Source organism: Paenirhodobacter sp. (assembly GCF_050177655.1).
GTDB lineage: Bacteria > Pseudomonadota > Alphaproteobacteria > Rhodobacterales > Rhodobacteraceae > Rhodobacter.
Genome location: NZ_JBFXGV010000016.1, coordinates 1 through 21,512, shown reverse-complemented (window position 1 = coordinate 21,512; position 21,512 = coordinate 1). Strand labels below are relative to the sequence as shown.

22 protein-coding genes, 1 tRNA gene and 1 riboswitch are annotated in these 21,512 nt (G+C 67.7%); of the genes, 8 read left to right on the top strand and 15 right to left on the bottom strand.

Features of this window, described 5'->3' with window-relative positions; genetic code table 11:
- Positions 1 to 17 precede the first annotated feature (17 nt).
- The 11 genes from trmB to miaB form a co-directional block, all read right to left on the bottom strand.
- A complete protein-coding gene (trmB, locus tag AB7U46_RS08075) occupies positions 18 to 743 on the bottom strand; it encodes a tRNA (guanine(46)-N(7))-methyltransferase TrmB (RefSeq protein WP_428336441.1) in 726 nt (241 codons plus the stop codon).
- A 40-nt stretch (positions 744 to 783) separates the two neighbouring features.
- On the bottom strand, positions 784 to 1,230 hold the full coding sequence (locus tag AB7U46_RS08070) for a DMT family transporter (protein ID WP_428336440.1): 447 nt from the start codon (positions 1,228 to 1,230) through the stop codon (positions 784 to 786).
- 60 nt (positions 1,231 to 1,290) lie between these two features.
- Positions 1,291 to 1,755: a preQ(1) synthase gene (gene queF, locus AB7U46_RS08065; protein ID WP_428336439.1), complete on the bottom strand. Its 465-nt coding sequence runs from the start codon at positions 1,753 to 1,755 to the stop codon at positions 1,291 to 1,293.
- A gap of 93 nt (positions 1,756 to 1,848) precedes the next feature.
- A complete protein-coding gene (metK, locus tag AB7U46_RS08060; RefSeq protein WP_428336486.1) occupies positions 1,849 to 3,015 on the bottom strand; it encodes a methionine adenosyltransferase in 1,167 nt (388 codons plus the stop codon).
- A gap of 7 nt (positions 3,016 to 3,022) precedes the next feature.
- Positions 3,023 to 3,071, bottom strand: a riboswitch (SAM-SAH riboswitch).
- Positions 3,072 to 3,082: 11 nt separating this feature from the next.
- Positions 3,083 to 4,627: an apolipoprotein N-acyltransferase gene (gene lnt / locus AB7U46_RS08055; RefSeq protein WP_428336485.1), complete on the bottom strand. Its 1,545-nt coding sequence runs from the start codon at positions 4,625 to 4,627 to the stop codon at positions 3,083 to 3,085.
- Positions 4,628 to 4,635: 8 nt separating this feature from the next.
- A complete protein-coding gene (locus AB7U46_RS08050) occupies positions 4,636 to 5,535 on the bottom strand; it encodes a transporter associated domain-containing protein (protein ID WP_428336438.1) in 900 nt (299 codons plus the stop codon).
- Positions 5,536 to 5,570: 35 nt separating this feature from the next.
- The gene (gene ybeY, locus AB7U46_RS08045) at positions 5,571 to 6,095 is read right to left on the bottom strand and encodes an rRNA maturation RNase YbeY (protein WP_428336437.1); all 525 of its coding nucleotides are present in this window, start codon (positions 6,093 to 6,095) and stop codon (positions 5,571 to 5,573) included.
- Positions 6,064 to 7,080, bottom strand: coding sequence for a PhoH family protein (locus AB7U46_RS08040; protein ID WP_428336436.1), 1,017 nt, complete (start codon positions 7,078 to 7,080; stop codon positions 6,064 to 6,066). Before AB7U46_RS08040 ends, ybeY begins: the two co-directional genes overlap by 32 nt.
- Positions 7,081 to 7,248: 168 nt before the next feature.
- Positions 7,249 to 7,569, bottom strand: coding sequence for a hypothetical protein (locus AB7U46_RS08035; protein ID WP_428336435.1), 321 nt, complete (start codon positions 7,567 to 7,569; stop codon positions 7,249 to 7,251).
- Positions 7,570 to 7,580: 11 nt separating this feature from the next.
- Complete coding sequence (locus tag AB7U46_RS08030; protein ID WP_428336484.1) at positions 7,581 to 8,093, bottom strand: OmpA family protein; 513 nt, start codon at positions 8,091 to 8,093, stop codon at positions 7,581 to 7,583.
- 285 nt (positions 8,094 to 8,378) lie between these two features.
- Positions 8,379 to 9,701 (bottom strand): tRNA (N6-isopentenyl adenosine(37)-C2)-methylthiotransferase MiaB, encoded by a 1,323-nt coding sequence (gene miaB / locus AB7U46_RS08025; RefSeq protein WP_428336434.1) that lies wholly within the window; start codon positions 9,699 to 9,701, stop codon positions 8,379 to 8,381.
- A gap of 127 nt (positions 9,702 to 9,828) precedes the next feature.
- Here miaB and AB7U46_RS08020 point away from each other — a divergent pair, with 127 nt between their 5' ends.
- The 8 genes from AB7U46_RS08020 (at position 9,829) to hemP (ending at position 17,765) form a co-directional block, all read left to right on the top strand.
- Positions 9,829 to 10,701 carry a hypothetical protein gene (locus AB7U46_RS08020; RefSeq protein WP_428336433.1) on the top strand — a complete coding sequence of 291 codons (873 nt, stop codon included), beginning with the start codon at positions 9,829 to 9,831 and terminating at the stop codon, positions 10,699 to 10,701.
- 102 nt (positions 10,702 to 10,803) lie between these two features.
- Positions 10,804 to 12,486 (top strand): ABC transporter ATP-binding protein/permease, encoded by a 1,683-nt coding sequence (locus tag AB7U46_RS08015; protein ID WP_428336432.1) that lies wholly within the window; start codon positions 10,804 to 10,806, stop codon positions 12,484 to 12,486.
- Positions 12,483 to 14,150, top strand: a complete 1,668-nt coding sequence (cydC, locus tag AB7U46_RS08010) for a thiol reductant ABC exporter subunit CydC (protein ID WP_428336431.1) — start codon at positions 12,483 to 12,485, stop codon at positions 14,148 to 14,150. The genes AB7U46_RS08015 and cydC overlap by 4 nt, the downstream gene beginning before the upstream one ends.
- A gap of 184 nt (positions 14,151 to 14,334) precedes the next feature.
- The gene (locus tag AB7U46_RS08005) at positions 14,335 to 15,939 is read left to right on the top strand and encodes a cytochrome ubiquinol oxidase subunit I (RefSeq protein WP_428336430.1); all 1,605 of its coding nucleotides are present in this window, start codon (positions 14,335 to 14,337) and stop codon (positions 15,937 to 15,939) included.
- Between the two features lie 4 nt (positions 15,940 to 15,943).
- Positions 15,944 to 17,101 carry a cytochrome d ubiquinol oxidase subunit II gene (cydB, locus tag AB7U46_RS08000; RefSeq protein WP_428336429.1) on the top strand — a complete coding sequence of 386 codons (1,158 nt, stop codon included), beginning with the start codon at positions 15,944 to 15,946 and terminating at the stop codon, positions 17,099 to 17,101.
- A gap of 16 nt (positions 17,102 to 17,117) precedes the next feature.
- Positions 17,118 to 17,240 carry a cytochrome bd-I oxidase subunit CydX gene (gene cydX / locus AB7U46_RS07995; RefSeq protein ID WP_428336428.1) on the top strand — a complete coding sequence of 41 codons (123 nt, stop codon included), beginning with the start codon at positions 17,118 to 17,120 and terminating at the stop codon, positions 17,238 to 17,240.
- 214 nt (positions 17,241 to 17,454) lie between these two features.
- On the top strand, positions 17,455 to 17,610 hold the full coding sequence (locus AB7U46_RS07990; protein WP_428336427.1) for a hypothetical protein: 156 nt from the start codon (positions 17,455 to 17,457) through the stop codon (positions 17,608 to 17,610).
- Positions 17,607 to 17,765, top strand: coding sequence for a hemin uptake protein HemP (gene hemP / locus AB7U46_RS07985; RefSeq protein WP_428336426.1), 159 nt, complete (start codon positions 17,607 to 17,609; stop codon positions 17,763 to 17,765). The genes AB7U46_RS07990 and hemP overlap by 4 nt, the downstream gene beginning before the upstream one ends.
- Positions 17,766 to 17,828: 63 nt before the next feature.
- Here hemP and AB7U46_RS07980 read toward each other — a convergent pair whose 3' ends face one another.
- The 4 genes from AB7U46_RS07980 to AB7U46_RS07965 all read right to left on the bottom strand — a co-directional run.
- Positions 17,829 to 18,098: a DksA/TraR family C4-type zinc finger protein gene (locus AB7U46_RS07980; RefSeq protein ID WP_428336425.1), complete on the bottom strand. Its 270-nt coding sequence runs from the start codon at positions 18,096 to 18,098 to the stop codon at positions 17,829 to 17,831.
- A gap of 67 nt (positions 18,099 to 18,165) precedes the next feature.
- Positions 18,166 to 18,239: transfer RNA gene (locus AB7U46_RS07975), tRNA-Gly, on the bottom strand.
- Between the two features lie 42 nt (positions 18,240 to 18,281).
- Positions 18,282 to 19,922: a hypothetical protein gene (locus AB7U46_RS07970; protein ID WP_428336424.1), complete on the bottom strand. Its 1,641-nt coding sequence runs from the start codon at positions 19,920 to 19,922 to the stop codon at positions 18,282 to 18,284.
- A 73-nt stretch (positions 19,923 to 19,995) separates the two neighbouring features.
- On the bottom strand, positions 19,996 to 21,512 hold a 1,517-nt coding region (locus tag AB7U46_RS07965), incomplete at its 5' end, for a PhoX family protein (RefSeq protein WP_428336423.1).

Sequence of the window (21,512 nt, the reverse complement as noted above, 5' to 3'; positions counted from 1 at the left end):
AATACTCGAATCCGCGCTCAGCCCTTGTGGAAGGTCGCGTAATCGGGCACCCGGCCCTCGCGCAGCGCCTTCTGCTCGTAGCGCGTCGAGATCCAGTCGCCCCAGGCCGTGCCCGAATGCGCGGTGAGCGTGAAGCCCGCCTTCGGCACTTCGCGCAGCGCCTGATCCATGTAATCGGGGATGTCGGTCGCAACGCGGAACTCGGCGCCCGGTTCGAGCACGCGGGCGAGCGGGACCAGATGGTCCTGCGTGACGAAGCGGCGGCGGTGATGGCGGCGCTTCGGCCAGGGGTCGGGGTAGTTCAGGAAGGCCTTCGCGATGCAGCCCTCGGGCAGCACTTCGAGCAGGTCGCGCGCATCGCCCGGGTAGACGGCGAGATTGGTCACCCCGGCCAGACGGATCTTGCCGAGCAACATCGCGACGCCGTTGATGAAGGGCTCGCAGCCGATCAGGTTCACGCCCGGGTAGGTTGCGGCCATATGCACCAGATGCTCGCCGCCGCCGAAGCCCACCTCGAGCCAGACCGGCGCGTCATTGCCGAAGATCGAGGCCGGGTCGATCACCTCGCGCGCGGGGTTGTCGGCGGCCGAGATCCCCTGCGGCGTCAGACTCGCGAGGTCTTCGCTCAGATAGGTCTTCTGGCTCGCCCGCATCGTCTTGCCCGAGCGGCGGCCATAGAAATTGCGCCACTCCGGGCGGGGGGCGGCGTCTTCGCCTTCGGGGATGTCGCTCTCGTCACTCATGGGCCGGGCCTCTAGGCCGCCTGCCCGCGCGGGTCAAGCCTCAGCCGCGCTGGATCAGGAAAAGCCCGATCCCCATCAGCCCGATCCCGGTGCCGCGCAGCGCAGTGACGGGGCGCGCGATCGCGCCGAACAGGCCGAACTGGTCGATCAGCGCGGCGGAGATCATCTGCCCCATCAGCACGAAGAAGACCGCATTGCCGACCCCGAATTTCGGCGCGACGAAGGTGACGGAGAGCACGTAGAAACAGACGAGCAGCCCGGCGAGGAACAGATGGCGCGGCTGCGTCGGCACATGGGCAAGTGCCGAGGGCCCGGCCGAGGCCAGCATCACCACCACCGCACCGGTGAGCGCCACGCAAAACAGCACCACCGCCGCCACCACCGGCGAGCCGATCCTGCTGCCAAGCTGCGCGTTGAGCGCGGCGAGCACCGGAATCCCGATCCCCGCGGCCAGCATCACCGCGCCATAGCGAAATCCATCGCCCATGAAACCCTCCCTGATCTCCCTTCGGAGAGGCTGCCTCGGGAGGCGGCGGCGCGCAAGCCCTCAGCCGCGGCCGCGATAGGGCGCGACGCCCTGATCGGGGATCCAGACGCCCTCGGGCGGGGTGCCGGTCTGCCAGAAGACGTCGATCGGGATGCCGCCGCGCGGATACCAATAGGCGCCGATGCGCAGCCATTTCGGCGCGAGCAGTTCGACCAGTCGCATCGCGATCGCGACCGAGCAGGTCTCGTGGAAGGCGCCGTGGTTGCGGAAGCTTGCGAGGTAGAGTTTCAGCGACTTGCTTTCGACCAGCCACTCGCCCGGGATGTAGTCGATCACGATATGGGCGAAATCGGGCTGACCGGTCATCGGGCAGAGCGAGGTGAACTCGGGCGCGGTGAAGCGCACGAGGTAATCGGCGCCCGGATAGGAGGCGGGAACGCGTTCGAGCACCGCCTCCTCGGGCGAGGCGGGGGCGGTCGTGGCATGGCCGAGCTGGGTCAGGCCGGTGGTATCGGTGCGTTCCATGGGGGCCTCGCGGTGCCTGGGGATGTGGAAACGGGGGGCTGTCTGCCCCCCGCGCCCCCCGAAGGTATTTCGGGCAAGATGAAGGGAAACGCCTCAGAGCGCCTTTTTCAGCGCCTCGGTGAGGTCGGTCTTTTCCCAGCTGAAGCCGCCGTCGGCCTCCGGCGCGCGGCCGAAATGGCCATAGGCCGCGGTGCGCGCGTAGATCGGGCGGTTCAGGTCGAGATGGGTGCGGATGCCGCGCGGCGTCAGATCCATGCATTTCGCGACGATCCGCTCGATCTCCTCGTCGGGGACGGTGCCGGTGCCATAGGTGTCGACATAGATCGAGAGCGGCTTCGCCACGCCGATCGCGTAGCTCACCTGAATGAGGCATTTCTGCGCGAGCCCGGCGGCCACCACGTTCTTCGCCAGATAGCGCGCGGCATAGGCGGCCGAGCGGTCGACCTTGGTCGGATCCTTGCCCGAGAAGGCGCCGCCGCCATGGGGCGCCGCGCCACCATAGGTGTCGACGATGATCTTGCGCCCGGTGAGGCCGGCGTCGCCGTCGGGCCCGCCGATGACGAAGGTGCCGGTCGGGTTCACCCACCATTCGGTGCGCTCGTCGATCCAGCCCGCGGGCAGAACCTCGCGGATATAGGGCTCGACGATGGCGCGGATGTCGTCTGAGGTCTGGCTTTCGTATTTGTGCTGGGTCGAGAGCACGATCGAGGTCACGCCGACCGGGCGGCCGTGCTCGTAGCGCACCGAAAGCTGCGATTTCGCATCGGGGCCGAGCGTCGGTTCGGCGCCGGATTTGCGCACCTCGGCGAGGCGGCGCAGGATCGCATGGCTATAGAGGATCGGCGCCGGCATCAGCTCGGGCGTCTCATCCGTCGCATAGCCGAACATGATGCCCTGATCGCCCGCGCCGTCCTTGTCGACGCCCTGCGAAATATGCGCCGATTGCGCATGCAGGTAGTTCGCGAATTTCAGCGTCGCCCAGTGGAAGGCGTCCTGTTCGTAGCCGATGTCCTTCACACAGTCGCGCACGATGCCGTCGATCCGGCTCATGAAATCGGCAAGCCGCGCCTTGTCGGAAAGCCCGACCTCGCCGCCGACGACGACCTGATTGGTGGTCGCGAAGGTCTCGCAGGCGACGCGGGCGTTCGGCTCCTCGGCGATCAGCGCGTCGAGGACGGCGTCGGAGATTCGGTCGCAGACTTTATCGGGATGGCCCTCCGAAACGGATTCGGAGGTGAAGACGTAGTTTTCGCGCGGCATCGGCTGGTGCTCCATTGAAAGATCCCCACCCCGTCAGGAAGCCGTTGGGGTGGTTCGGTGAGTGTGCCTAGACCCGGGTTAAGGTCGGGTCAACGCGGTATCTGCCTGCGCGCAGGAAAATTGCAAGGGCAAGGGCCAGAACAAATCCGATCAGCGACATGTCGCCGATGCGCGCGTAAAGCGTGACGGGCAGCGCCGGCGGCAGGGGCGCGTCGATCACGCCCTGCACGCCCATGCCGAGCTCCTCGATCACCCGGCCCTTCGCGTCCACCATCGCGCTCACCCCGGTATTGGCCGCGCGCGCGAGCGGCAGGCCGAATTCGATCGCGCGCAGCCGCGCCTGGGCGAGGTGCTGCCAGGGGCCGGAGACCTCGCCGAACCAGGCGTCATTCGTCACCTGCAGAAGGAACGAGGGGCGGCGCGGCACGTCGCGGATATCCTGCGGGAAGACCGCCTCGTAGCAGATCAGCGGCTCGGCAAGGCCAAGCTTGCCCATGTCGAAAAGCCGCGGCCCGGTCCCCGCGGAATAGCCGTTGCCCTCCTGCGCGGCGAAGGCATGGATGCCAAGGCGCGCCATCACATCGCCCCAGGGGATATATTCGCCGAAGGGGACGAGGTGGATCTTGTCGTAAAGCGCCTCGGCGGTGCCGCCCGGGCCAATGAGCGCGAGGGAATTGTAATAGCGCATCCCCTCCGAGCGCTGGATGCCAAGCGCGACGGGCACGCCGCCGGCGGCATCGGCGATCATCCGCAGCCCGTCGCCCGGATCGTCGAGCAGGAAGGGCACGGCGGTTTCCGGCCAGACGATCAGATCGGGGCGCGGCTTGCCCTCGGCCGGCGCCTGCGCGGTCAGATCGAGATGGCGGTAGAAGAAGGGCAGCCGATATTCGGGCAGCCATTTCAGCGCCTGCGCCGCGTCGGGCTGCACGAGGCGCAGGTTCAGCGTGGGGGTGCGCGGCGCCTCGGGCGCGGCAAGGCGCATCTCGCCGCCTTGCCAGAGTGCGGCGAGGACGAGCGCGGCGATGCCCTCGCCGATCCAGCGCCGTTTCGGCGCGGCAATGAGCCAGGGCGCGACGGCAAGCGCGAGGGTGATCGCGCTCAGCCCGAGCGGGCCGACGAAAGCCGCCGCCTGCGCGACCGGCGTACCGATCCAGATATGACCGAAGAGCACCCAGGGGAAACCGGTGAAGACATAGGAGCGCAAGGCGTCGGAGAGCACGAGCCCCACCGCCATGCCGGCGGCACGTTGTGGGGCGGTGGCGCCAAGCCGCGCGCCAAGGCCCAGCCCCAGCGCCCAGAACAGCCCCATCCCCGCCGACATGAAGATCAGCGCGAAGGGCGCCATCCAGCCATAGACCTCGGGCTCGACGAAGAAGGGCTCGACGATCCAGAACATCGCGAGCGCGGCATAGCCGAAGCCCGCGGCGAAACCGATCCAGCCCGGGGAGAAGCGCTGCGCGAGCGGAAAGAGCGGCCAGAGCGCGATCAGCGCGAGCCACCACAGATCGAAGGGCGCCTGCCCGAGCGCGACACCCGCGCCGAGCGCCGCACCCGCGGCCAGCGCCCAAAGCGGCGGGCGCCGGGGCGCGCGAAGGAAACTGGGCAGGCGCATGAGGCGGGTCACTCGGCCGGCGCAACGCCGGGCAGGCGGATGCGCAGCCGCTTTATCCGGCGCGGATCGGCGTCGAGGATCTCGTATTCGACGCCGTTTTCGCCCTTGATCACCTCGCCGCGCGCGGGCACCCGGCCGATCTGCATGAAGACGAGACCGCCCATCGAATCGATCTCCTGCTCCTCCTCCGGATCGGCGAGGGTCATGCCGATCTCGGCCTCGAACTCGCGCAGCGGCGCGCGCGCCTGCACCACCCATTGCCCGGGTTTCTCGAGCTTCCAGAAGCCGCCCTCGGCCTCGTCATGCTCATCCTCGATCTCGCCGATCACCTGCTCGATCAGATCCTCGAGCGTGACGAGCCCGTCGACCCCGCCATATTCGTCGATCACGAGGGCCATGTGGATGCGCTGCACCTGCATCTTTTGCAGGAGCACCCCGATCGGCATGCTTGGCGGCACGTAAAGCAGCGGGCGCAACAGCTTGCGCAGCGAGAACCGGCCCGAACCGCCGCCAAAGCCCCATTCGAGCGCCAGATCCTTCAGGTGGATCAGGCCGAGCGGGGTGTCGAGCGTCTCCTTGAACACCGGCAGGCGCGAATAGCCCTGCGCGCGGAACACCTCGACCAGCTCGTCGCGCGGGATGGTGACCGGCACGGCGACGATCTCCACCTTCGGGATCGCGACATCGCCGACCCGCATCTTGCGCAGGTTGCCCAGCCCCGGCGTCGGCGCCGGTGGCGGCGCGTGGACGGCCTCGGGGGCCTCGCCCTCGGTTTCGGAAGCGGCGCCCAGAGCGCCGAACAAACGTCCTAACAAACCGCGCGAGTGCGGTTCGGACGAACTCTCGCCCGCGTCGGGTTCCGACGCCGGGGCGTTGGCGGGGGACACCCCGTCAGCGACTTGTCCCATCGTTCCTTTCCAGAATGCACGGCCTCACGGCCGCATCATCTCTCATATGGGTTACCAATTCCCAACTGCGCAAGAATGCGCACTTCGATCGCTTCCATCAAGGTGGCATCTGCATCACGCACGTGATCGTAACCAAGAAGATGCAGCACGCCATGCACGATCAGGTGGGTGACGTGGTCGGCAAGCGGAATATTGCCCTCGACCGCCTCGCGTGCGCAGGTCTCGAACGCGATCGCGATATCGCCGAGGCTGTCGCGTTCACCCGGCACGAAGGGCTCGGGGAAATACGGCTCGCCGCCGTCTTCCTCGGAGGCGAGATCCTGCGCGGGCCAGCTCAGCACATTGGTGGGTTTCGGCTTCGCGCGGTGTTCGCCGTTCAGCACCGCGATGCGCGCGTCGTCACAGCCGAGCAGGCTGATCTCCCACTCCGCGGCGACCAGCTCCTGGTCGGCCAGCGTGGCGCGCGCGGCGCGTTCGGAGAGCGCGGGGAGGTCGATCTCCTCCCAGCGCCCGTCCTCGATCAGTATATCAACCAGCGGCTCCGACATCGTCGCGGTCATAAGCGTCGATGATCCGCGCCACAAGGGGGTGACGCACCACATCGGCGGCGGTGAAGTAGTTGAAGGAGATCCCCTTCACGCCGTCGAGAATGCGCTCGGCATCGTGAAGGCCCGAGGCGGTGCCGCGCGGCAGGTCGATCTGCGAGCGGTCGCCGGTGATCACCATGCGGCTCCCCTGCCCGAGGCGGGTGAGGAACATCTTCATCTGCATCGTCGTCGCGTTCTGCGCCTCGTCGAGCACGACGAAGGCGTTCGACAGCGTGCGGCCGCGCATGAAAGCGAGCGGCGCGATCTCGATGCGCTTCTCCTCCATCAGCTTCTGCATCTGCTTGGCGGGGAGGAAGTCGTTCAGCGCGTCGTAAAGCGGCTGCATGTAGGGATCGACCTTCTCCTTCATGTCGCCGGGCAGGAAGCCGAGGCGCTCGCCCGCCTCGACGGCGGGACGGGAGAGGATGATCTTGTCGACATGGCCGCCGATCAGCATGGTGACGCCGACGGCCACCGCGAGATAGGTCTTGCCGGTGCCGGCCGGGCCGATGCCGAAGGCGAGCTCGTTCTCGAACAGCGCCTTCACATAGGCCTTCTGCGCCTCGGTCCGCGGTTCGACCTGCTTCTTGCGGGTGCGGATCTCGTATTTGCCGGCGGCGAACATCTCGAGCTGCTCGTCCACCGTCATGCCCGCATTGCCGAGATCGGCCATGCGCACCGCGGCGTCGACCTCGCCCGCGTCGAGCGCCTTGCCGCCCTCGAGCCGCTGATAGAGGTGTTGCAGGATCGCCGCCGCCTGGGCCTGGGTTTCCGGGGTGCCGACCACGGCGAGCTGATTGCCGCGGCGCAGGATATGGACACCGAGCTTGTGCTCGATCTGGGCGAGGTTGCGGTCAAATTCTCCGCAAAGGTCGATCAGCAACCGGTTGTCGGGAAACTCAAGCAGCGTTTCATATGCTTCCTGAGAACGAGGCGGGGTGATCGCGCTGAAGCCCAATAACGTCTCCCTGGCTGGCGTTGATGTAGATATGGTGCCTCTCCCCCCGGATTCACGCAAGTCTTGGTTTATTTTTCGTCACCACTGCGTGCAGATTTCATCAAACTGTAATGAATTAGGCCGTGCGGAGCGCCGCACGGCCTTTTTGCCCAAATTTTGAGCAAGTGATTATTCGAAGTTCGACGTCCGCACCGGATCGGCGATTTCGCCGCCCGATTTGAACGGGCCGACCGCGGTCGAGGCCGGGCCCGCGCCCGAGCAGATCGGCTTGCCGTAATCGTCGACACGCTCGGTCATGTAGCCTTCGACGCCGTCGTCGATGATCCAGTGGTCGCAGCCTTCCGGGTCGATCCAGACACCGGCCTTGAGCTGGCTCAGGTGCTTGGCGCCGCCGATGTTGCGGTCCCAGCCCTTGTCCGAGGGTTCCGCGTCGCAGGCGGCGAGGCCGGCGACGGCGCCGAGGAGCACGAGGAATTTGATCGCTTTCATGTCCCTGCCCCTCACTTCACGCAGATGATTTCGACGCGGCGGTTCTGCGCCATGCCGGCGGCCGTCGCGTTGGTCGCGCGCGGCCAGCGCTCGCCATACCAGTTCACCGCGAGCACCGGCGCGCCCACCGAATTGGCGACCCCGGCGACGGCCTCGGCGCGGCGCTTCGAGAGGCCCATGTTGTATTCGTCCGAGGCGCGGCTGTCGGTGTGGCCGGTGATGATGAAGCTGCGCGCCTGCGCGGTGCGGAAGAAGTTCTCCAGCGTCGAGCGGCCCGAGGCGGTGAGCTTCGAGCTGTCGGTGGTGAACAGCGTGTCGGTCGGGATCACGCCGCAGACGTCGCGGTGGCAGACCGGGCGGCCGTCGCGGGTCTTGCGCGCATCCATATAGCCCTCGGCGCCATCGTCCATCGCCCAGTGCTCGCAGCCATCGGGGTCGATCCAGATCGTCGGCACGTATTTCTCGGCGCGCTGGGTCATCGCCTGATCCTGCGCCGAGGCCGGGCCGAAGGAGGCCCCGAGCATCAGGGCCGCAGCGCCAAGCGCCACCGCCACGGGTTTCCATGCCTTGCCGATCCGGTCCATCGCCGCCACTGCCTCCTCGATAATCCCCACCAGCCCCGAAGGGCTGTTAACTAAATTTCACTTACAGTAGCAAAACCGTGCGGGTTTGAAAGGAAATTCACCCATATATTGTAGCTTTTCGACGAACAAACCGCCGCATCTGCGGGGCCGATTTCCGCAACGGAAACGATTTCGCCACAATTGCACCCGAATGCGCCGGGGCGACGCAACCGGGGGCGGCAGCGTTCAGAGCAATTCGCCGGCCAGAGAATTCGGCGCGCTGGCAGTGATTCTCACTTTGCGCAGAGTGCCTTGCAGGTTTTCCGCGGGCGCGCTCACATGCACCGCCTGCAGGTAATCCGATTTGCCGACCCATTGCCCGGGCAGCCGGCCCGGCTTCTCGAAAAGCACGCCGACCTCGCGCCCGACCATCGCTTCCTGCGCGGCATGCTGCTGCGCGGTGATCAGCGCCTGCAGCTCCTGCAGCCGCGCATCGGCGACCTCGGAGGCCACGCCCTCGCGGTTCGCCGCGGGCGTGCCGGGGCGCGGCGAATACTTGAAGGAGAAGGCCGCGCCATAGCCCACGGCGCGGATCAGATCGAGGCTCGCCTGATGGTCGGCGTCGCTCTCGCCCGGGAAGCCCGCGATGAAATCCGAACTGAGCATGATGTCGGGCCGCGCGGCGCGGATCCGCTCGATCAGCCGCAGATAATCCTCGGCGGTGTGATGGCGGTTCATCAGCTTGAGGATCCGGTCGGATCCCGACTGCACCGGCAGATGCAGATAGGGCATCAGCTTCGCCTCGGCGCCATGCGCCTCGATCAGGTCGTCGGCCATGTCGTTCGGATGCGAGGTGGTGTAGCGGATCCGCTCCAGCCCCTCGATCCGGGCAAGTTCGCGCACGAGGCGCCCAAGGCCCCAGGCGCCGCCTTGCCCCTCGCCGTGATAACCGTTGACGTTCTGGCCCAGGAGCGTGATCTCCTTCACCCCTTTCGCCACCAGCTTCTCCGCCTCCGCCATGATCCGCGCGACCGGGCGCGAGATCTCGGCGCCGCGCGTATAGGGCACGACGCAGAAGGCGCAGAACTTGTCGCAGCCCTCCTGCACGGTGAGGAACGCCGTCGGCCGGTTCGAGGCCGGGCGCTCGGGCAGCAATTCGAAGCGGTCCTCGGTCGGGAATTCGGTGTCGACCGGTTTCTCGCCGCGCTCGGTCGCCGCCACCATCTCGGGCAGGCGGTGATAGTTCTGCGAGCCGACGACGAGATCGACGAGCGGCATCCGGCGCATGATCTCCGCCCCCTCGGCCTGCGCGACGCAGCCGGCGACGCCGATCTTCAGATCGGGCTTCGCCTCCTTGAACGGGCGCAGCCGACCGAGGTCGGAATAGACCTTCTCCGCCGCCTTCTCGCGGATGTGGCATGTGTTGAGCAGCACCATGTCCGCCTCGGCCGGATCGTCGGTCAGCTGATAGCCCTGCGCCCCCATGGCCTCGGCCATGCGCTCGCTGTCATAGACGTTCATCTGACAGCCGTAGGTCTTGATATGCAGCTTCTTCGGCGCGTCCGTCATGGCGATCCCCCGCGGTTCAGACCCGCCCGATACAGCAAAACCGCCCCGCGCTGCAACCTCGCCCCCGCTTGCAATCCCCCGCCCCTTCGCCGATCCTGCCGGGAAACGACGCAGGCAGGCCGGTTCCATGGATTACGCATCGCTCGAGACATTCCTCGCCGAGGGCAAGGCGGCGCTCGCCAAGGGGCCGATCGCGATGATCCTCGTCGAGGATCTGGTCGAGGTCGAAAGCACGATCCGCCACCATCTGAAGGCCGGTTTCGCCGCGCCCCTCGTCTTCGCGCCCGAGGCGCTCACCCTGCCCGGGGATCTCGCCGAAAAGATCCACCGCATTCCCTGGAACATGCACGCGCCCGAGGCGCTGGTGCGCGCGGTGAACCCGGTGATCGCCGCCGCTCCGCCCGGCACCTGGATGTATTACTGCTTCAACGCGGAATACCTGTTCTTCCCCTTCTGCGAGAGCCGCACCGTGCGCGAGCTGCTCGCCTTCCACACCGAGGAACGGCGCGCGGCGATGCTGAGCTATGTCGTCGACCTCTACGCGCCCGATCTCGAGAAGAACCCGAATGCGGTGAACCTGACCGAGGCGATGCTCGATCGTTCGGGCTATTACGCGCTCGGCCGGCCCGATCCGGAGAACCAGGGCCATCCGAAGGAGCGGCAGCTGAATTTCTATGGCGGGCTGCGCTGGCGCTTCGAGGAGCATATTTCGGAAAAGCGGCGCAAGATCGACCGGATCGCGCTCTTCCGCAGCGCGCCGGGGCTTACGCTGCGGCCCGATCACACCTTTTCCGACGAGGAATACAACACCTACGCCTGCCCCTGGCACCACAACCTGACCGCGGCGATCGCCTCCTTCCGCGTCGCCAAGGCGCTGAAATACAACCCCGGTTCGACCTATGACATCCCGACCTTCCGCTGGTCGAATTCGGTGCCCTTCGACTGGTCGAGCCAGCAGCTGATGGATCTCGGGCTGATGGAGCAGGGGCAGTGGTTCTGAGCGCGCCCTGCCCGGGGCCGGTGCGGACAGATCGCCGCAGCCCGGTTGCCGGGGCGCAGGCTCCGGTCTAGCTCTGCCCGGTACAGCGAACCGGCCGGAGCGATGAGCGAAACAGATCCCCCCAAAGACCGCCCGCAGGCGGCGCTCGCCCGGCTTGCCGCCCCGGTCAACCGCGCGCTCAATGCCGCAGGTGCGCTGTCGGCGCTGGCCGAGCTGATCTGGGCGGCGCAATCGGCGGTGGTGGCGCTGGCGATCGGCGGGCTCGTCACGCCGCCCGCGGCGCTTTCGCCGCTTGTGGCCGCGGCGCTCTTCGCGCTGCTCGCCGCGTTGCGCGCCGGGCTCGACGCCTGGGCTGCGGCACTTGCGCAGCGTGCGGCGACGCGGCTCGTCGCCGATCTGCGCCACCGGCTGATCGGCCCCGCCGCGCGGCTCGATGCGCGCGCGACGCTTGCCCCCGCGGCGCTCGCGACGCTTGCGGGGGAGAAATCCGCCGCCCTCGCGCCCTGGGCCGCGCGCTACCAGCCGGCGATGATGCGCACCCGGATCGTGCCGCTCGTGCTCCTGCTCTGCACCCTGCCCTTTTCCTGGCTCGCCGCGGTGATCCTGCTGATCGCCGGCCCGCTCATTCCGCTCTTCATGGCGCTCGTCGGCATGGCGGCACAGGAGGCGTCGGAGCGGCAGATGGCGCAGATCGGCACGCTCAACGGCGAGCTGGTCGAGCGCGTCGCCGCCGCGGCCGACCTTCGGCTTCTGGGCGCCGAGGCGCGCGCCGGCCGCTCCCTCGCCGTGGCCTCCGAAACCCTGCGCGAGCGCACGATGCGGGTGCTGGCCGTCGCCTTCCTCTCCTCGACCGTGCTCGAGCTTTTCTCGGCGCTCGGCGTCGCGCTCGTCGCCGTCTACGTCGGCTTCAACCTGCTCGGCGAGATCCCCTTCGGGAGTTGGGGCGCGCTGCTCACCCCCTCCGCCGGCATCTTCATCCTGATGATCGCGCCCGAGTTCTTCCAGCCGCTGCGCGATCTCGCCGCGGCCTGGCACGACCGTGCCTCGGCCCTCGCCGTCGCGGGCGAAATCGCCGAGGCCGAGGCCATGCTGTCCCGCGAGGGCGCGATCCTCGGCACCGGCGCGCCGGCTGAGGCCCTGTCCCCCGCGCCGCTTTCCTGGGCGGGGCTGCGCCTGCGCCCCGGCCCCGGTGCCGCGCCGATCGCGCCCCCCGACGGCAGCGTCGCGCCGGGCGAGGCGGTGGCGCTCGCCGGCCCCTCGGGCGCGGGCAAGACGACACTGCTCACCGCGCTCGCCGGGCTGATCCGGCCCGAAGCGGGGGAGATCCGCTGGGGCGAGACCCCGCTCACCGTCGAAACCGCCGATGCGATCCGCGCCGGCATCGGCTGGCTGCCGCAGGCGCCCCGCTTCATCGACGCGCCGCTCGCCGAGGCGCTGACGCTCGGGCGCCCGGGCGATTTGCCCGCCGCGCTGAAGGCCGCGCAGGCCGAGGGCATCGTCGCCGCCCTGCCCGGCGGGCTGACGGCGCGGCTCGGCGATATCGGCGGCGGCGTTTCGGGCGGCGAGGCGCGGCGGCTGATGATCGCGCGCGCGGCGCATTCCGGCGCGCGGCTGATCCTCGCCGACGAACCGACCGCCGATCTCGACCCGGAGACCGCGGCGCAGGTGCTCGCGGCGCTCCTGACCCTGCGCGCGCGCGGCGCGGCGCTGCTGATCGCGAGCCATGACCCCGCGGTGATCGCCGCGATGGACCGGGTGATCCCGATCGGGGAGGAGGCACGATGAAACCGCTTCTGCGCATCGCGCGCCGCCTGATCGCAGCCGAGCCGGTCGCCTTTGGCCGCGGGCTGATCCTCGGCATCACCGTGCTCGTCATGGGCACCGCGCTCCTTGGCCTGTCCGGCTGGTTCGTCACCGCCGCCGCCGCCGCGGGCATCGCCGGCGTCGGCATCGGCTTCGACTTCTTCCGCCCCTCCGCCGGCGTCCGTTTCCTTGCCCTTGGCCGCGCCGCCGCGCGCTATGGCGAGCGGATGCTCACCCATGACGCCACGCTGCGCGCGCTTTCCGCCCTGCGCGGCACGCTTTACGCCGGCGTCACCCGCCTGCCCTACGAGGCGCAGGCGCGGCTGCGCGGGGCCGAGGCGCTGAACCGGCTTACCGCCGATGTCGACGCGCTCGACGGGCTGGCGCTGCGCCTCGTGCTGCCGGCGGTGAGCGCGGTCGCGGTGCAGGCGGCGGGTTTTGCCGCGCTCTGGTTCCTCGTCGCGCCGATCACCGCCTGGGTCACGCTGGCGACCTATGCGCTCGGCGGCGGGCTGGCGCTCGCCCTCACCGCGCGCCGCGCGAAGGCACAGGCGGCGACGACCGAGGCCGCCGCGCAAACGATCCGTGCCCGCGTGCTCGACCTGATGCAAAGCCGCGCCGATCTCGCCGTCGCCGGTGCGCTCGCGCGGCAGAGTTCGCAGGCCACAGGGGCCGTCGATGCCGAGGCCGCCGCCCAGGGCGCGCTGCAACGCACCGAGCGGCGCGGCGATGCGGCGCTGATGCTGACCACCGGTATCGCCGCGGCGCTGGCGCTTGCTACCGCCGGCCCGCTGGCGAGCGCCGGCACGATCACCCCCGCCGAGGCCGCGATCGGCTTCTTCGTCGCGCTGGCGCTGGGCGAAAGCCTCTCGCTCCTGCGCCGCGGCCTTGCCGAGCTCGGCCGGATGCAGGGCGCCGCGGCGCGGGTGCTCGCGCTCTCCGACACGCCGCCCCGCCCTGCCCCCTCAAGCGACATCCCGACCGACCGCCAGGCGCCGCTCCTCGCCGTGACCGGCCTTTCGCTTCAGCGCGCCGGTGCCGCGCGCGCGGCCTTCGGCCCGCTCGATCTGAGCCTGCGCGCGGGGGAGTGGCTCGCGATCTCCGGCCCCTCGGGCGCCGGGAAATCGACGCTGCTCGCCACCCTCGCCGGGCTGATTGCGCCGAGCGCGGGCGCGGTGCGGCTGCAGGGCCGCGCCCTGCCCGACTGGCCCGAGGCGGAGCTGCGCGCGACGCTCACCCTCGTGCCGCAGCGCGCCGCGCTGATCGCGGGCACGGTGGCCGAAAACCTCGCCCTCGCCCAGCCCGAGGACGCGCCGCCCGACGAGGCCGCGCTTTGGCGCGCACTCGAGGCGGTGGCGCTCGCCGACACTTTGCGCGCGCGCGACGGGCTCGCGACCCGGCTCGGCCCCGGCGGCGCGGGGCTTTCGGGCGGGCAGGCACGGCGCCTCGCGCTTGCCCGCGCGGCGCTGCGTCGCCCGGCGCTGATGCTGCTCGACGAGCCGAGCGAGGGGCTCGATCCGGCCACCGCGGCGGCGGTTTTCACCGGTCTGCGCCAGCTCCTGCCCGAGTCGGGTTTCGTCGTCGTCAGCCATCGCGCCGCCGACCGGAATTTCGCCGATCACCATTTCGTGTTGTCAATTCCTTGATAAATTTGGAAGATACACAGGCATGGGCGGATTTTTGCGCAGCCTGCGACCAAGTGCCCCTTTGATTGCGAAGCCGCGGGGGCGCAGGAAAGCCGAAGATGCATTTACGGAAAATATTTTCCGCCCATGCACCTTTTACGGGGCCCCACGCGCCGCCCCGATCTGAAACGAAACGGAGAAGACGATGGAGCTTGATATTGTCGAGCTGTCGCGACTGCAGTTCGCGATGACAGCGCTTTATCACTTCCTCTTCGTGCCGCTCACGCTTGGTCTGTCGATCATCGTGGCGATCATGGAGACGGTATATGTGATGACCGCCCGCCCGATCTGGCGACAGATGACGAAGTTCTGGGCCACCTTGTTCGGCATCAACTTCGTGCTCGGTGTCGCCACCGGCATCACGATGGAATTCCAGTTCGGCATGAACTGGTCCTATTACTCGCATTACGTCGGCGACATCTTCGGTGCGCCGCTCGCGATCGAGGGGCTGATGGCCTTCTTCATGGAAGCCACCTTCGTCGGGCTGATGTTCTTCGGCTGGGAGAAGCTCTCGCGCGTCGGGCACCTGGTGGTGACCTGGCTCGTGGCGATCGGCTCCAACTTCTCCGCGCTCTGGATCCTGATCGCCAATGGCTGGATGCAGAACCCGGTCGGCGCCGAATTCAACCCGATGACGATGCGGATGGAGATGACCTCCTTCTTCGACGTCGTCTTCAACGAGGTGGCGCAGGCGAAATTCGTCCATACCGTTTCGGCGGGCTATGTGACGGCCTCGATCTTCGTGCTCGGCGTTTCCGCCTGGTACATGCTCAAGGGCCATCACTTCGAACTCGCGCGGCGCTCGATCGCGGTTGCGGCGGCCTTCGGCCTCGCCTCGGCCTTCTCGGTCGTGATCCTCGGCGACGAGTCGGGCTACAACGCCTCTCTGAACCAGAAGATGAAGCTCGCCGCGATCGAGGCGATGTGGGAAACGGAGCCGGCCCCGGCCTCCTTCACCCTCTTCGGCATCCCCGATCAGGAAGCGCGCGAAACCCATTACGCGGTGAAGATCCCCTTCGCGATGGGCCTTCTCGGCACCCGCTCGCTGACCGAGCAGATCCCCGGCATCGACCAGCTGGTCGCGCAGGCGGAAACCCGCGTGCGCTCGGGCATCCTCGCCTATGACGCGCTGATGCAGATCCGCGCGGCGAAGGGCAATGTCACCCCCGAGGAAAAGGCCGCTTTCGAGGAACACTCGAAGGATCTCGGCTTTGCCTTCCTGCTCAAGCGCTATGTCGACGATCCGCGGCAGGCGACCGAAGAGCAGATCGTGAAGGCGGCGAACGACACCGTTCCCACCGTCTGGCCGATCTTCTGGTCGTTCCGCCTGATGGTGGCGCTCGGCTTCTCCTTCATCGCGATCCTCGGCTATTTCTTCGTGGTCGCGAATTTCAAGGGGATGAAATACCCGCGCTGGGCGCTCCGCTTCGCCGTGATCGTGATCCCGGCGCCCTGGATCGCCGCGGAACTCGGCTGGTTCACCGCCGAATTCGGGCGTCAGCCCTGGACGGTGGACGGCGTCTTGCCGACCGCGCTTTCGGTCAGCCATCTCTCGGCGGCCGATCTCGCGATCACGCTGGCCGGCTTCGTGACCTTCTACTCGATCCTCTTCATCATCGAGATGGGCCTGATGATCAAATACATCCGGAAGGGCCCCTATCAGGATGTCGCGGAAACCAACGAATGGCAGCGTCAGCACGAGGCGCGGCTGATGGCGCTCGACGCCCCTGTCACCCAGCCTGCGGAGTAAGATCATGATCCTCAGTGACCTCATCACTCTCGATATCCTGCGCGTGATCTGGTGGCTCCTGCTCGGCGTGCTGCTGATCGGCTTCGCCGCGACGGACGGCTTCGACATGGGGGTGGGCGCGCTCCTGCCCTTCGTGGCGAAGTCCGACACCGAGCGGCGGGTCGTCATCAACACCGTCGGCCCCGTGTGGGAAGGCAACCAGGTGTGGTTCATCCTCGGCGGCGGCGCGATCTTCGCGGCCTGGCCACCGCTCTACGCGGTCAGTTTCTCGGGCTTCTACCTCGCGATGTTCGCGGTGCTCGCGGCGCTGATCCTGCGGCCCGTCGGCTTCAAATATCGCTCGAAGCGCGAAAGCGCGGCCTGGCGCAATGGCTGGGACTGGGCGCTCTTCGTCGGCGGCGCGGTGCCCGCGCTGATCTTCGGCGTGGCGGTCGGCAATGTCCTGCAGGGCGTGCCGTTCCAGATCACCGAAGACCTGATGCCGCTCTATCCCGGCGCCTTCTACGCGAAGTTCCTCGGCCTGCTGAACCCCTTCGCGATCCTCGCGGGCGTCGTCTCGCTCACCATGCTGCTGATGCATGGCGCGGCCTGGCTCACGCTCAAGACCGAGGGCGCGGTGCAGGACCGGGCGAAGTCGATCGGCACCGTGGCGGGGCTCGTCTCGCTGCTCGCCTATCTGGGCGCAGGCGTCTGGCTCGCCTATGGGATCCCGGCCTATCACTTCACCTCGGAGGTCGCGGTGAACGGTCCCTCGAACCCGTTGTTCACCACCGTGGCGCGTGACGGCTCCTGGCTGGCCGCCTATGCGCTCCGGCCCTGGATCGCGATCGCGCCGATCCTCGGCGTGGTGGGGATCCTGCTGGCGGTGGCGGCGATGCGCAAGGGCAGCGGCTTCTCGGTGCTGTTCTCGGGTGTCGCGATCTTCGGCGTGATCGCCTCGGTCGGGCTGACGATGTTCCCGTTCATCCTGCCCTCGTCGCTGCAGCCCGATGCTTCGCTGACGGTCTGGGACGCTTCGTCCTCGCAGCAGACGCTGTTCGTGATGCTCGTCGTCTCGGTGATCTTCGTGCCGATGATCCTCGCCTACACCACCTGGGTCTACAAGGTGCTCTGGGGCAAGGTGACGGTCGAAGAAGTCACTGAAAATCACAACGCCTATTGAGAAAGGGACCGAAACGATGTGGTATTTCGCCTGGATCCTCGGCCTGCCGCTCGCGGCGCTGATTGCCGTGGCCAACGCCATGTGGCTCGAGATGCAGAACGACCGGCACCTGTCCGGCGAGCATGATCCCGAGCCGTAAGAGACACCCGTGAAAGCGCCTTGGGTCCAGCGAGGCGCACGGGTCAGGGGCCGCCTCCGGTTTTCCAGCCACCGGGGGCGGCCCCGCCTTTTTCGGCGGGAGGACGCGCATCCTCTCGCCGGTTTAATTCCGACAAAAAGAATCACCTTTACAATCCTGATTTTTTAACTCAGGTTATACCCATCGACCGACCGCATGACCGATGAGGACGACCATGAAACGCGCCCCGCTCTTTCGCCCCGCCGACCGGGCCCATCGCCCGGATCCCGCCGGCTTCTCGCTCGCCGATCTCGTCGCCGCGCTCTGCGCCGGCTGCGCGCCCGCGCAGGGCATCGAGGCGATGCTCGACCGGATGGAGGGCCGTCGATGAACATGACGCTTTCGCTGCGCGACACCGCCGAAGCCCTGCCCGCGCATGACGCGCGCGCGCTCACCTCGGGCGGGCATCTGGCGCAGATTTTCCTCGACGGACAGACTTACACGCTGCGTATCACCAAGCAGGGAAAGCTGATCCTGACGAAATGATCCCCCGTCGGAACCCTTCGTTTTCCTATCGCAGGACTGGGGCCGGTTCGCCGGCCCCGTTTTTTATTTGAGCTGGCTGTCCTTCGAGCCGCGCCGGTTGATCCCCCCGCGCAGCTGCGGCCGCGCGTCGCGCGCCTTCTGACAGTCGATGCAAAGCTTGACGCCGGGGATCGCGTTGCGCCGCGCCTCGGGGATCGGCTCGTCGCATTCCACGCAAAACTCCGCGCTCTCGCCCTGCGGCGCGCGGCGCGCCTGCAGGCGCTTGAGCTCGTCCTCGATCGAGGCGTCGATCTGTTCGTTCACCGCGCCGTCGCGCGCCCAGCCACCGGCCATCTGCAGCCCTCCTGATCCGGTCAATCTAGGAAGCCGGGGGCCGCGCGTCAAAGGGGATCGGGGGAATTGGAGCGGGTAGCGGGAATCGAACCCGCCCCATTAGCTTGGAAGGCTAAGGCGCTACCACTACACCATACCCGCGCTCGTGATCCTGATACAGGCGCGGGCCGGGCCGCGCAAGCCTCAGCGCGCGGTGCGCGGGAACCACCCGGCCTCGGCGGTGAGCCCGGTCGGTTGCTCTTCCTCGAGCTGGCGCCAGACGTGGCCGTCCATCGGCGCGACGGTCGCGTCGCGGCCCTGCGCGAAGCTCTGCTCCCGCACGATCATCCGGTACGCGGCATCAAGCGCCACCGCGCGCTCCGCCGAGGGCGTGACGAGCGGCGCGATATCGGCCTCGATCGCGGCGGCCTTGGCGTCATCAAGCTTGCCGTGATCGAGCCAGGTCTCGATCACCTCGGCATTGGCGCGGAATTCGTCGCCGGCGCCATTGGTGCGCAGGTAATGCGCGTAATCGCCCGAGCCATCGGCGCGGATCAGGTCGGGCGTGCCGGCCAGCCCCTTCTGGCTCCAGTGATACCAGCCCTCGCGAAACGCCCCCGGCCCGAGCTTGCGCGGAAAGGCGAAGGTCGAATCGTCCACCGTGCCGATCGAGCCGTGGCAGCCCATGCAGAACACCGTCTCCTCGAAGCTTTGCGGGCGCAGATCGCCCGCCGCATCCTCGATGAACCCCTGCAACCGCCAGCCGGTGCCGTTCGGGATCCCCTCCTCGACATTGCCGAAGAACTGCTTCGTGCGGTCGGGGAAATCGGCGTCTTCCTTCTTTTCCGCAAGCGCCCATTCCTCGAGCGCGGCATAGCTCTTCCAGCGCGTCTTCTTCATGTAGCGCAGCTCCTTCATCCGCGCCGCCATCGTCACGCCCCCGGGCGCCGGGTCGAGATAGCGCACCGAATGGATGAACTCGGTGCCGAGCGGATAAAGCCCGGCGGCGATCGGCGCCGCCTTGCCAAGGGTCGCGGCAAGCCCGACCCAATGCATCCCCGTGCCCGCGGCACTGCCGTCGAAAGTGACCTGCGTCGCGGTGGAAAGCTTGCCGTCGCGGTCGAGATCGACCCCCAGAGCCGCCTCGTCGGTGGGCGCGATCGCCACGTCTGTGCGGCGGATCAGCGCCTCGGTCACGGCAAGGTTGATCTTGTAGATGGCCAGATCCTCATGCCCTGCGCCGTCCTGCCGCCAGGCCTCGGGCAGACGGATCAGCACGTCGTCGCTCGAGCCATTGGTCGGCCAGAAGGTGCCGGGCAGCGGCTGATAGGCAAAGGCACGCCAGCCGGTGAGCCGTCCGTCGGGCATGTGGTCGAAGCCCTCGTCATCGAAGGCAAAGGCCGCATCGGGCACATAGCCCGCCCAGCGCCCGTCGCCGTTCACGTCCCACTCCGCCGGCGGATGGGCCAGCGTCGCGGCGAGCTTCGGCGCGCCGGAGGCGTCGTGATAATTGTCCGCGCGCACCCAGGCCGCAATCTCGGCCGGATCGGTCGCGGCCACCGCGGCGCGGCGATCGGTGAAAAGATTGCGCCAGGGGTTCGTGCGCGCGACTTCCGGCATCGCGTAAGCCTCCTGCAGATCGGCGTCGGAGACGAAATTCGGATGGCGCGGCAGCACGTGGCAGGTCTGGCAGGGGTTGTGGGCGACGCCCTGCGCGTCCTCGGTCCTGGTGTAGCACTGCGGCGGGATATAGGCGGTGCGGTTGTCCAGCGCCGTCGAATGCAGATCGAGCGCGAGCGCCGGGCAGGTGCCGGCCAGAACAGCGAGAAGGGAAAGCCGCAGCATCGTCGTCTCCGTCAAAAAGGGCGAGGCCCGGGACCGGCCCGGACCTCGCGTTGGTTTCGGGATCAGCCCCGGATCACTTGTCCATCGCCGGGAACGGGCCGATGTAGCCGACATAGGCGCGGGCGTCGGCCGGATCCTGCAGCTTGTCCTCGTCGCTTTCGCCATAGGGGTGCTGCACGACCGCCATCAGATAGCCGTGGCCGTTCACGTTCGGATACCAGTAGGTCGAGGTGGTTTCCGAACCGTAGGGGGTCGAGAAGATCCGCGTCAGCGCACCGGTATCGGTGTTCATCGCCCAGATCGCGTCGTTCTGGTGGCCCTCGCCGGTGTCCTCGCCGATGATGAGCGTGTTGTAGCCCGGCATGTAGGTGATGTTGTCCGGGTTCGCGATGCCGTTGATGTCACAGGTGTTCACCTTGGCCGCGTCGCCGCACATGTTATGCGCCGGATCGCAGCTCGGATCGGCGGCCTTCGCCTCCTCTTCCTTCGACATCGGGATGCCGGCGACGAGCCCCTTCATCGTGGTCGCGGTGTAGGTATCGTCGAGGCCGAGCTGATAGACCGCACCGCAGGAATTCTTCGCCACGCGGATGTCGTTGCGCCCGCCCTTGTCCTGCTTCGAACCGTCTTCCATACCCTTCGACACTTCCGACATCGAGAGGTAGAGCGCGTGCTTGTCCGGGTCGTAGGTCGAGCCTTCCATCTTCCGGAACTCGGTCGTCGCGCCCATCATCGAGGCATAACGGCGGGTTTCCAGACGCGAGGCGATCGCCTCCATCCCCGGCTTCACCTTCAGGCATTCCGCCGCGCCCTCGGCATTCGACGAGGCGAACCCTTCGGGGCAGGAGCCGTCTTCGGCCAGATCGGCGGTCTCGAAGATATCCGAGAATTTGGTGCCCTTCTCGATCGCGGCCTGAATGGTCGCGTCATCGGCATGGCCGAGGTCGACCCATTCGATATTCGCCGTGCCGACGCCCGCATCCGAGGTCTGCACCCATTTCGCGGCGTAAAGCGTGCCGGCGCTCAGATCGCCCTCCTTGTCGGCGACGAAGCGGAAGAGGCCCACGTTGGTGCCGTCGTCCGAGATATAGACCGTCTTCTTGTCGGGCATGACATTCGCCAGCTCGACCGCGACGCGGCCCATCGCGAAATGCTTCGCGGCGACGCCTTCGCCATTTTCGGTCACGGTGATCTCGGTCGGGAAGCCGTAGCGATAGGGCAGATAGGCGGCGCGGAACTCGTCGAGGGTCATCTTCGCCGGGTCGAGGCCCTGGAAGCGCACCATCGGGTAATCATAGTCGTCGATCTGATCGAGCGCGGTCGCCTCTTCGATCGCACGCGCGTCGGCCGGATATTCCTCGCCGCCCAGATGGGTTTCCCAGGGCGTCACGGAACCGGCGCAGGGCACCCAGAGACCGCCGTACTTCGAGAAGTCGATCGGCTTCGTCGAGACCGGCGTCAGCTTGCCGTCGGCATCCTGCTTCAGCTCGCTCAGATACATCGCACCGGGGCGCGATTCGAAATGGGTGACCGAGAAGAGCTTGCCGCCGACTTTCAGCAGCGAGGTGAAGTCCGCGTCCACCGAGATAT

What these genes read in the sequence shown, in the direction of transcription:
- trmB (WP_428336441.1), bottom strand. Translation starts at nt 743, where the DNA reads ATGAGTGACGAGAGCGACATCCCCGAAGGCGAAGACGCCGCCCCCCGC.
- AB7U46_RS08070 (WP_428336440.1), bottom strand. Translation starts at nt 1,230, where the DNA reads ATGGGCGATGGATTTCGCTATGGCGCGGTGATGCTGGCCGCGGGGATC.
- queF (WP_428336439.1), bottom strand. Translation starts at nt 1,755, where the DNA reads ATGGAACGCACCGATACCACCGGCCTGACCCAGCTCGGCCATGCCACG.
- metK (WP_428336486.1), bottom strand. Translation starts at nt 3,015, where the DNA reads ATGCCGCGCGAAAACTACGTCTTCACCTCCGAATCCGTTTCGGAGGGC.
- lnt (WP_428336485.1), bottom strand. Translation starts at nt 4,627, where the DNA reads ATGCGCCTGCCCAGTTTCCTTCGCGCGCCCCGGCGCCCGCCGCTTTGG.
- AB7U46_RS08050 (WP_428336438.1), bottom strand. Translation starts at nt 5,535, where the DNA reads ATGGGACAAGTCGCTGACGGGGTGTCCCCCGCCAACGCCCCGGCGTCG.
- ybeY (WP_428336437.1), bottom strand. Translation starts at nt 6,095, where the DNA reads ATGACCGCGACGATGTCGGAGCCGCTGGTTGATATACTGATCGAGGAC.
- AB7U46_RS08035 (WP_428336435.1), bottom strand. Translation starts at nt 7,569, where the DNA reads ATGAAAGCGATCAAATTCCTCGTGCTCCTCGGCGCCGTCGCCGGCCTC.
- AB7U46_RS08030 (WP_428336484.1), bottom strand. Translation starts at nt 8,093, where the DNA reads ATGCTCGGGGCCTCCTTCGGCCCGGCCTCGGCGCAGGATCAGGCGATG.
- miaB (WP_428336434.1), bottom strand. Translation starts at nt 9,701, where the DNA reads ATGACGGACGCGCCGAAGAAGCTGCATATCAAGACCTACGGCTGTCAG.
- AB7U46_RS08020 (WP_428336433.1), top strand. Translation starts at nt 9,829, where the DNA reads ATGGATTACGCATCGCTCGAGACATTCCTCGCCGAGGGCAAGGCGGCG.
- AB7U46_RS08015 (WP_428336432.1), top strand. Translation starts at nt 10,804, where the DNA reads ATGAGCGAAACAGATCCCCCCAAAGACCGCCCGCAGGCGGCGCTCGCC.
- cydC (WP_428336431.1), top strand. Translation starts at nt 12,483, where the DNA reads ATGAAACCGCTTCTGCGCATCGCGCGCCGCCTGATCGCAGCCGAGCCG.
- AB7U46_RS08005 (WP_428336430.1), top strand. Translation starts at nt 14,335, where the DNA reads ATGGAGCTTGATATTGTCGAGCTGTCGCGACTGCAGTTCGCGATGACA.
- cydB (WP_428336429.1), top strand. Translation starts at nt 15,944, where the DNA reads ATGATCCTCAGTGACCTCATCACTCTCGATATCCTGCGCGTGATCTGG.
- cydX (WP_428336428.1), top strand. Translation starts at nt 17,118, where the DNA reads ATGTGGTATTTCGCCTGGATCCTCGGCCTGCCGCTCGCGGCGCTGATT.
- AB7U46_RS07990 (WP_428336427.1), top strand. Translation starts at nt 17,455, where the DNA reads ATGAAACGCGCCCCGCTCTTTCGCCCCGCCGACCGGGCCCATCGCCCG.
- hemP (WP_428336426.1), top strand. Translation starts at nt 17,607, where the DNA reads ATGAACATGACGCTTTCGCTGCGCGACACCGCCGAAGCCCTGCCCGCG.
- AB7U46_RS07980 (WP_428336425.1), bottom strand. Translation starts at nt 18,098, where the DNA reads ATGGCCGGTGGCTGGGCGCGCGACGGCGCGGTGAACGAACAGATCGAC.
- AB7U46_RS07970 (WP_428336424.1), bottom strand. Translation starts at nt 19,922, where the DNA reads ATGCTGCGGCTTTCCCTTCTCGCTGTTCTGGCCGGCACCTGCCCGGCG.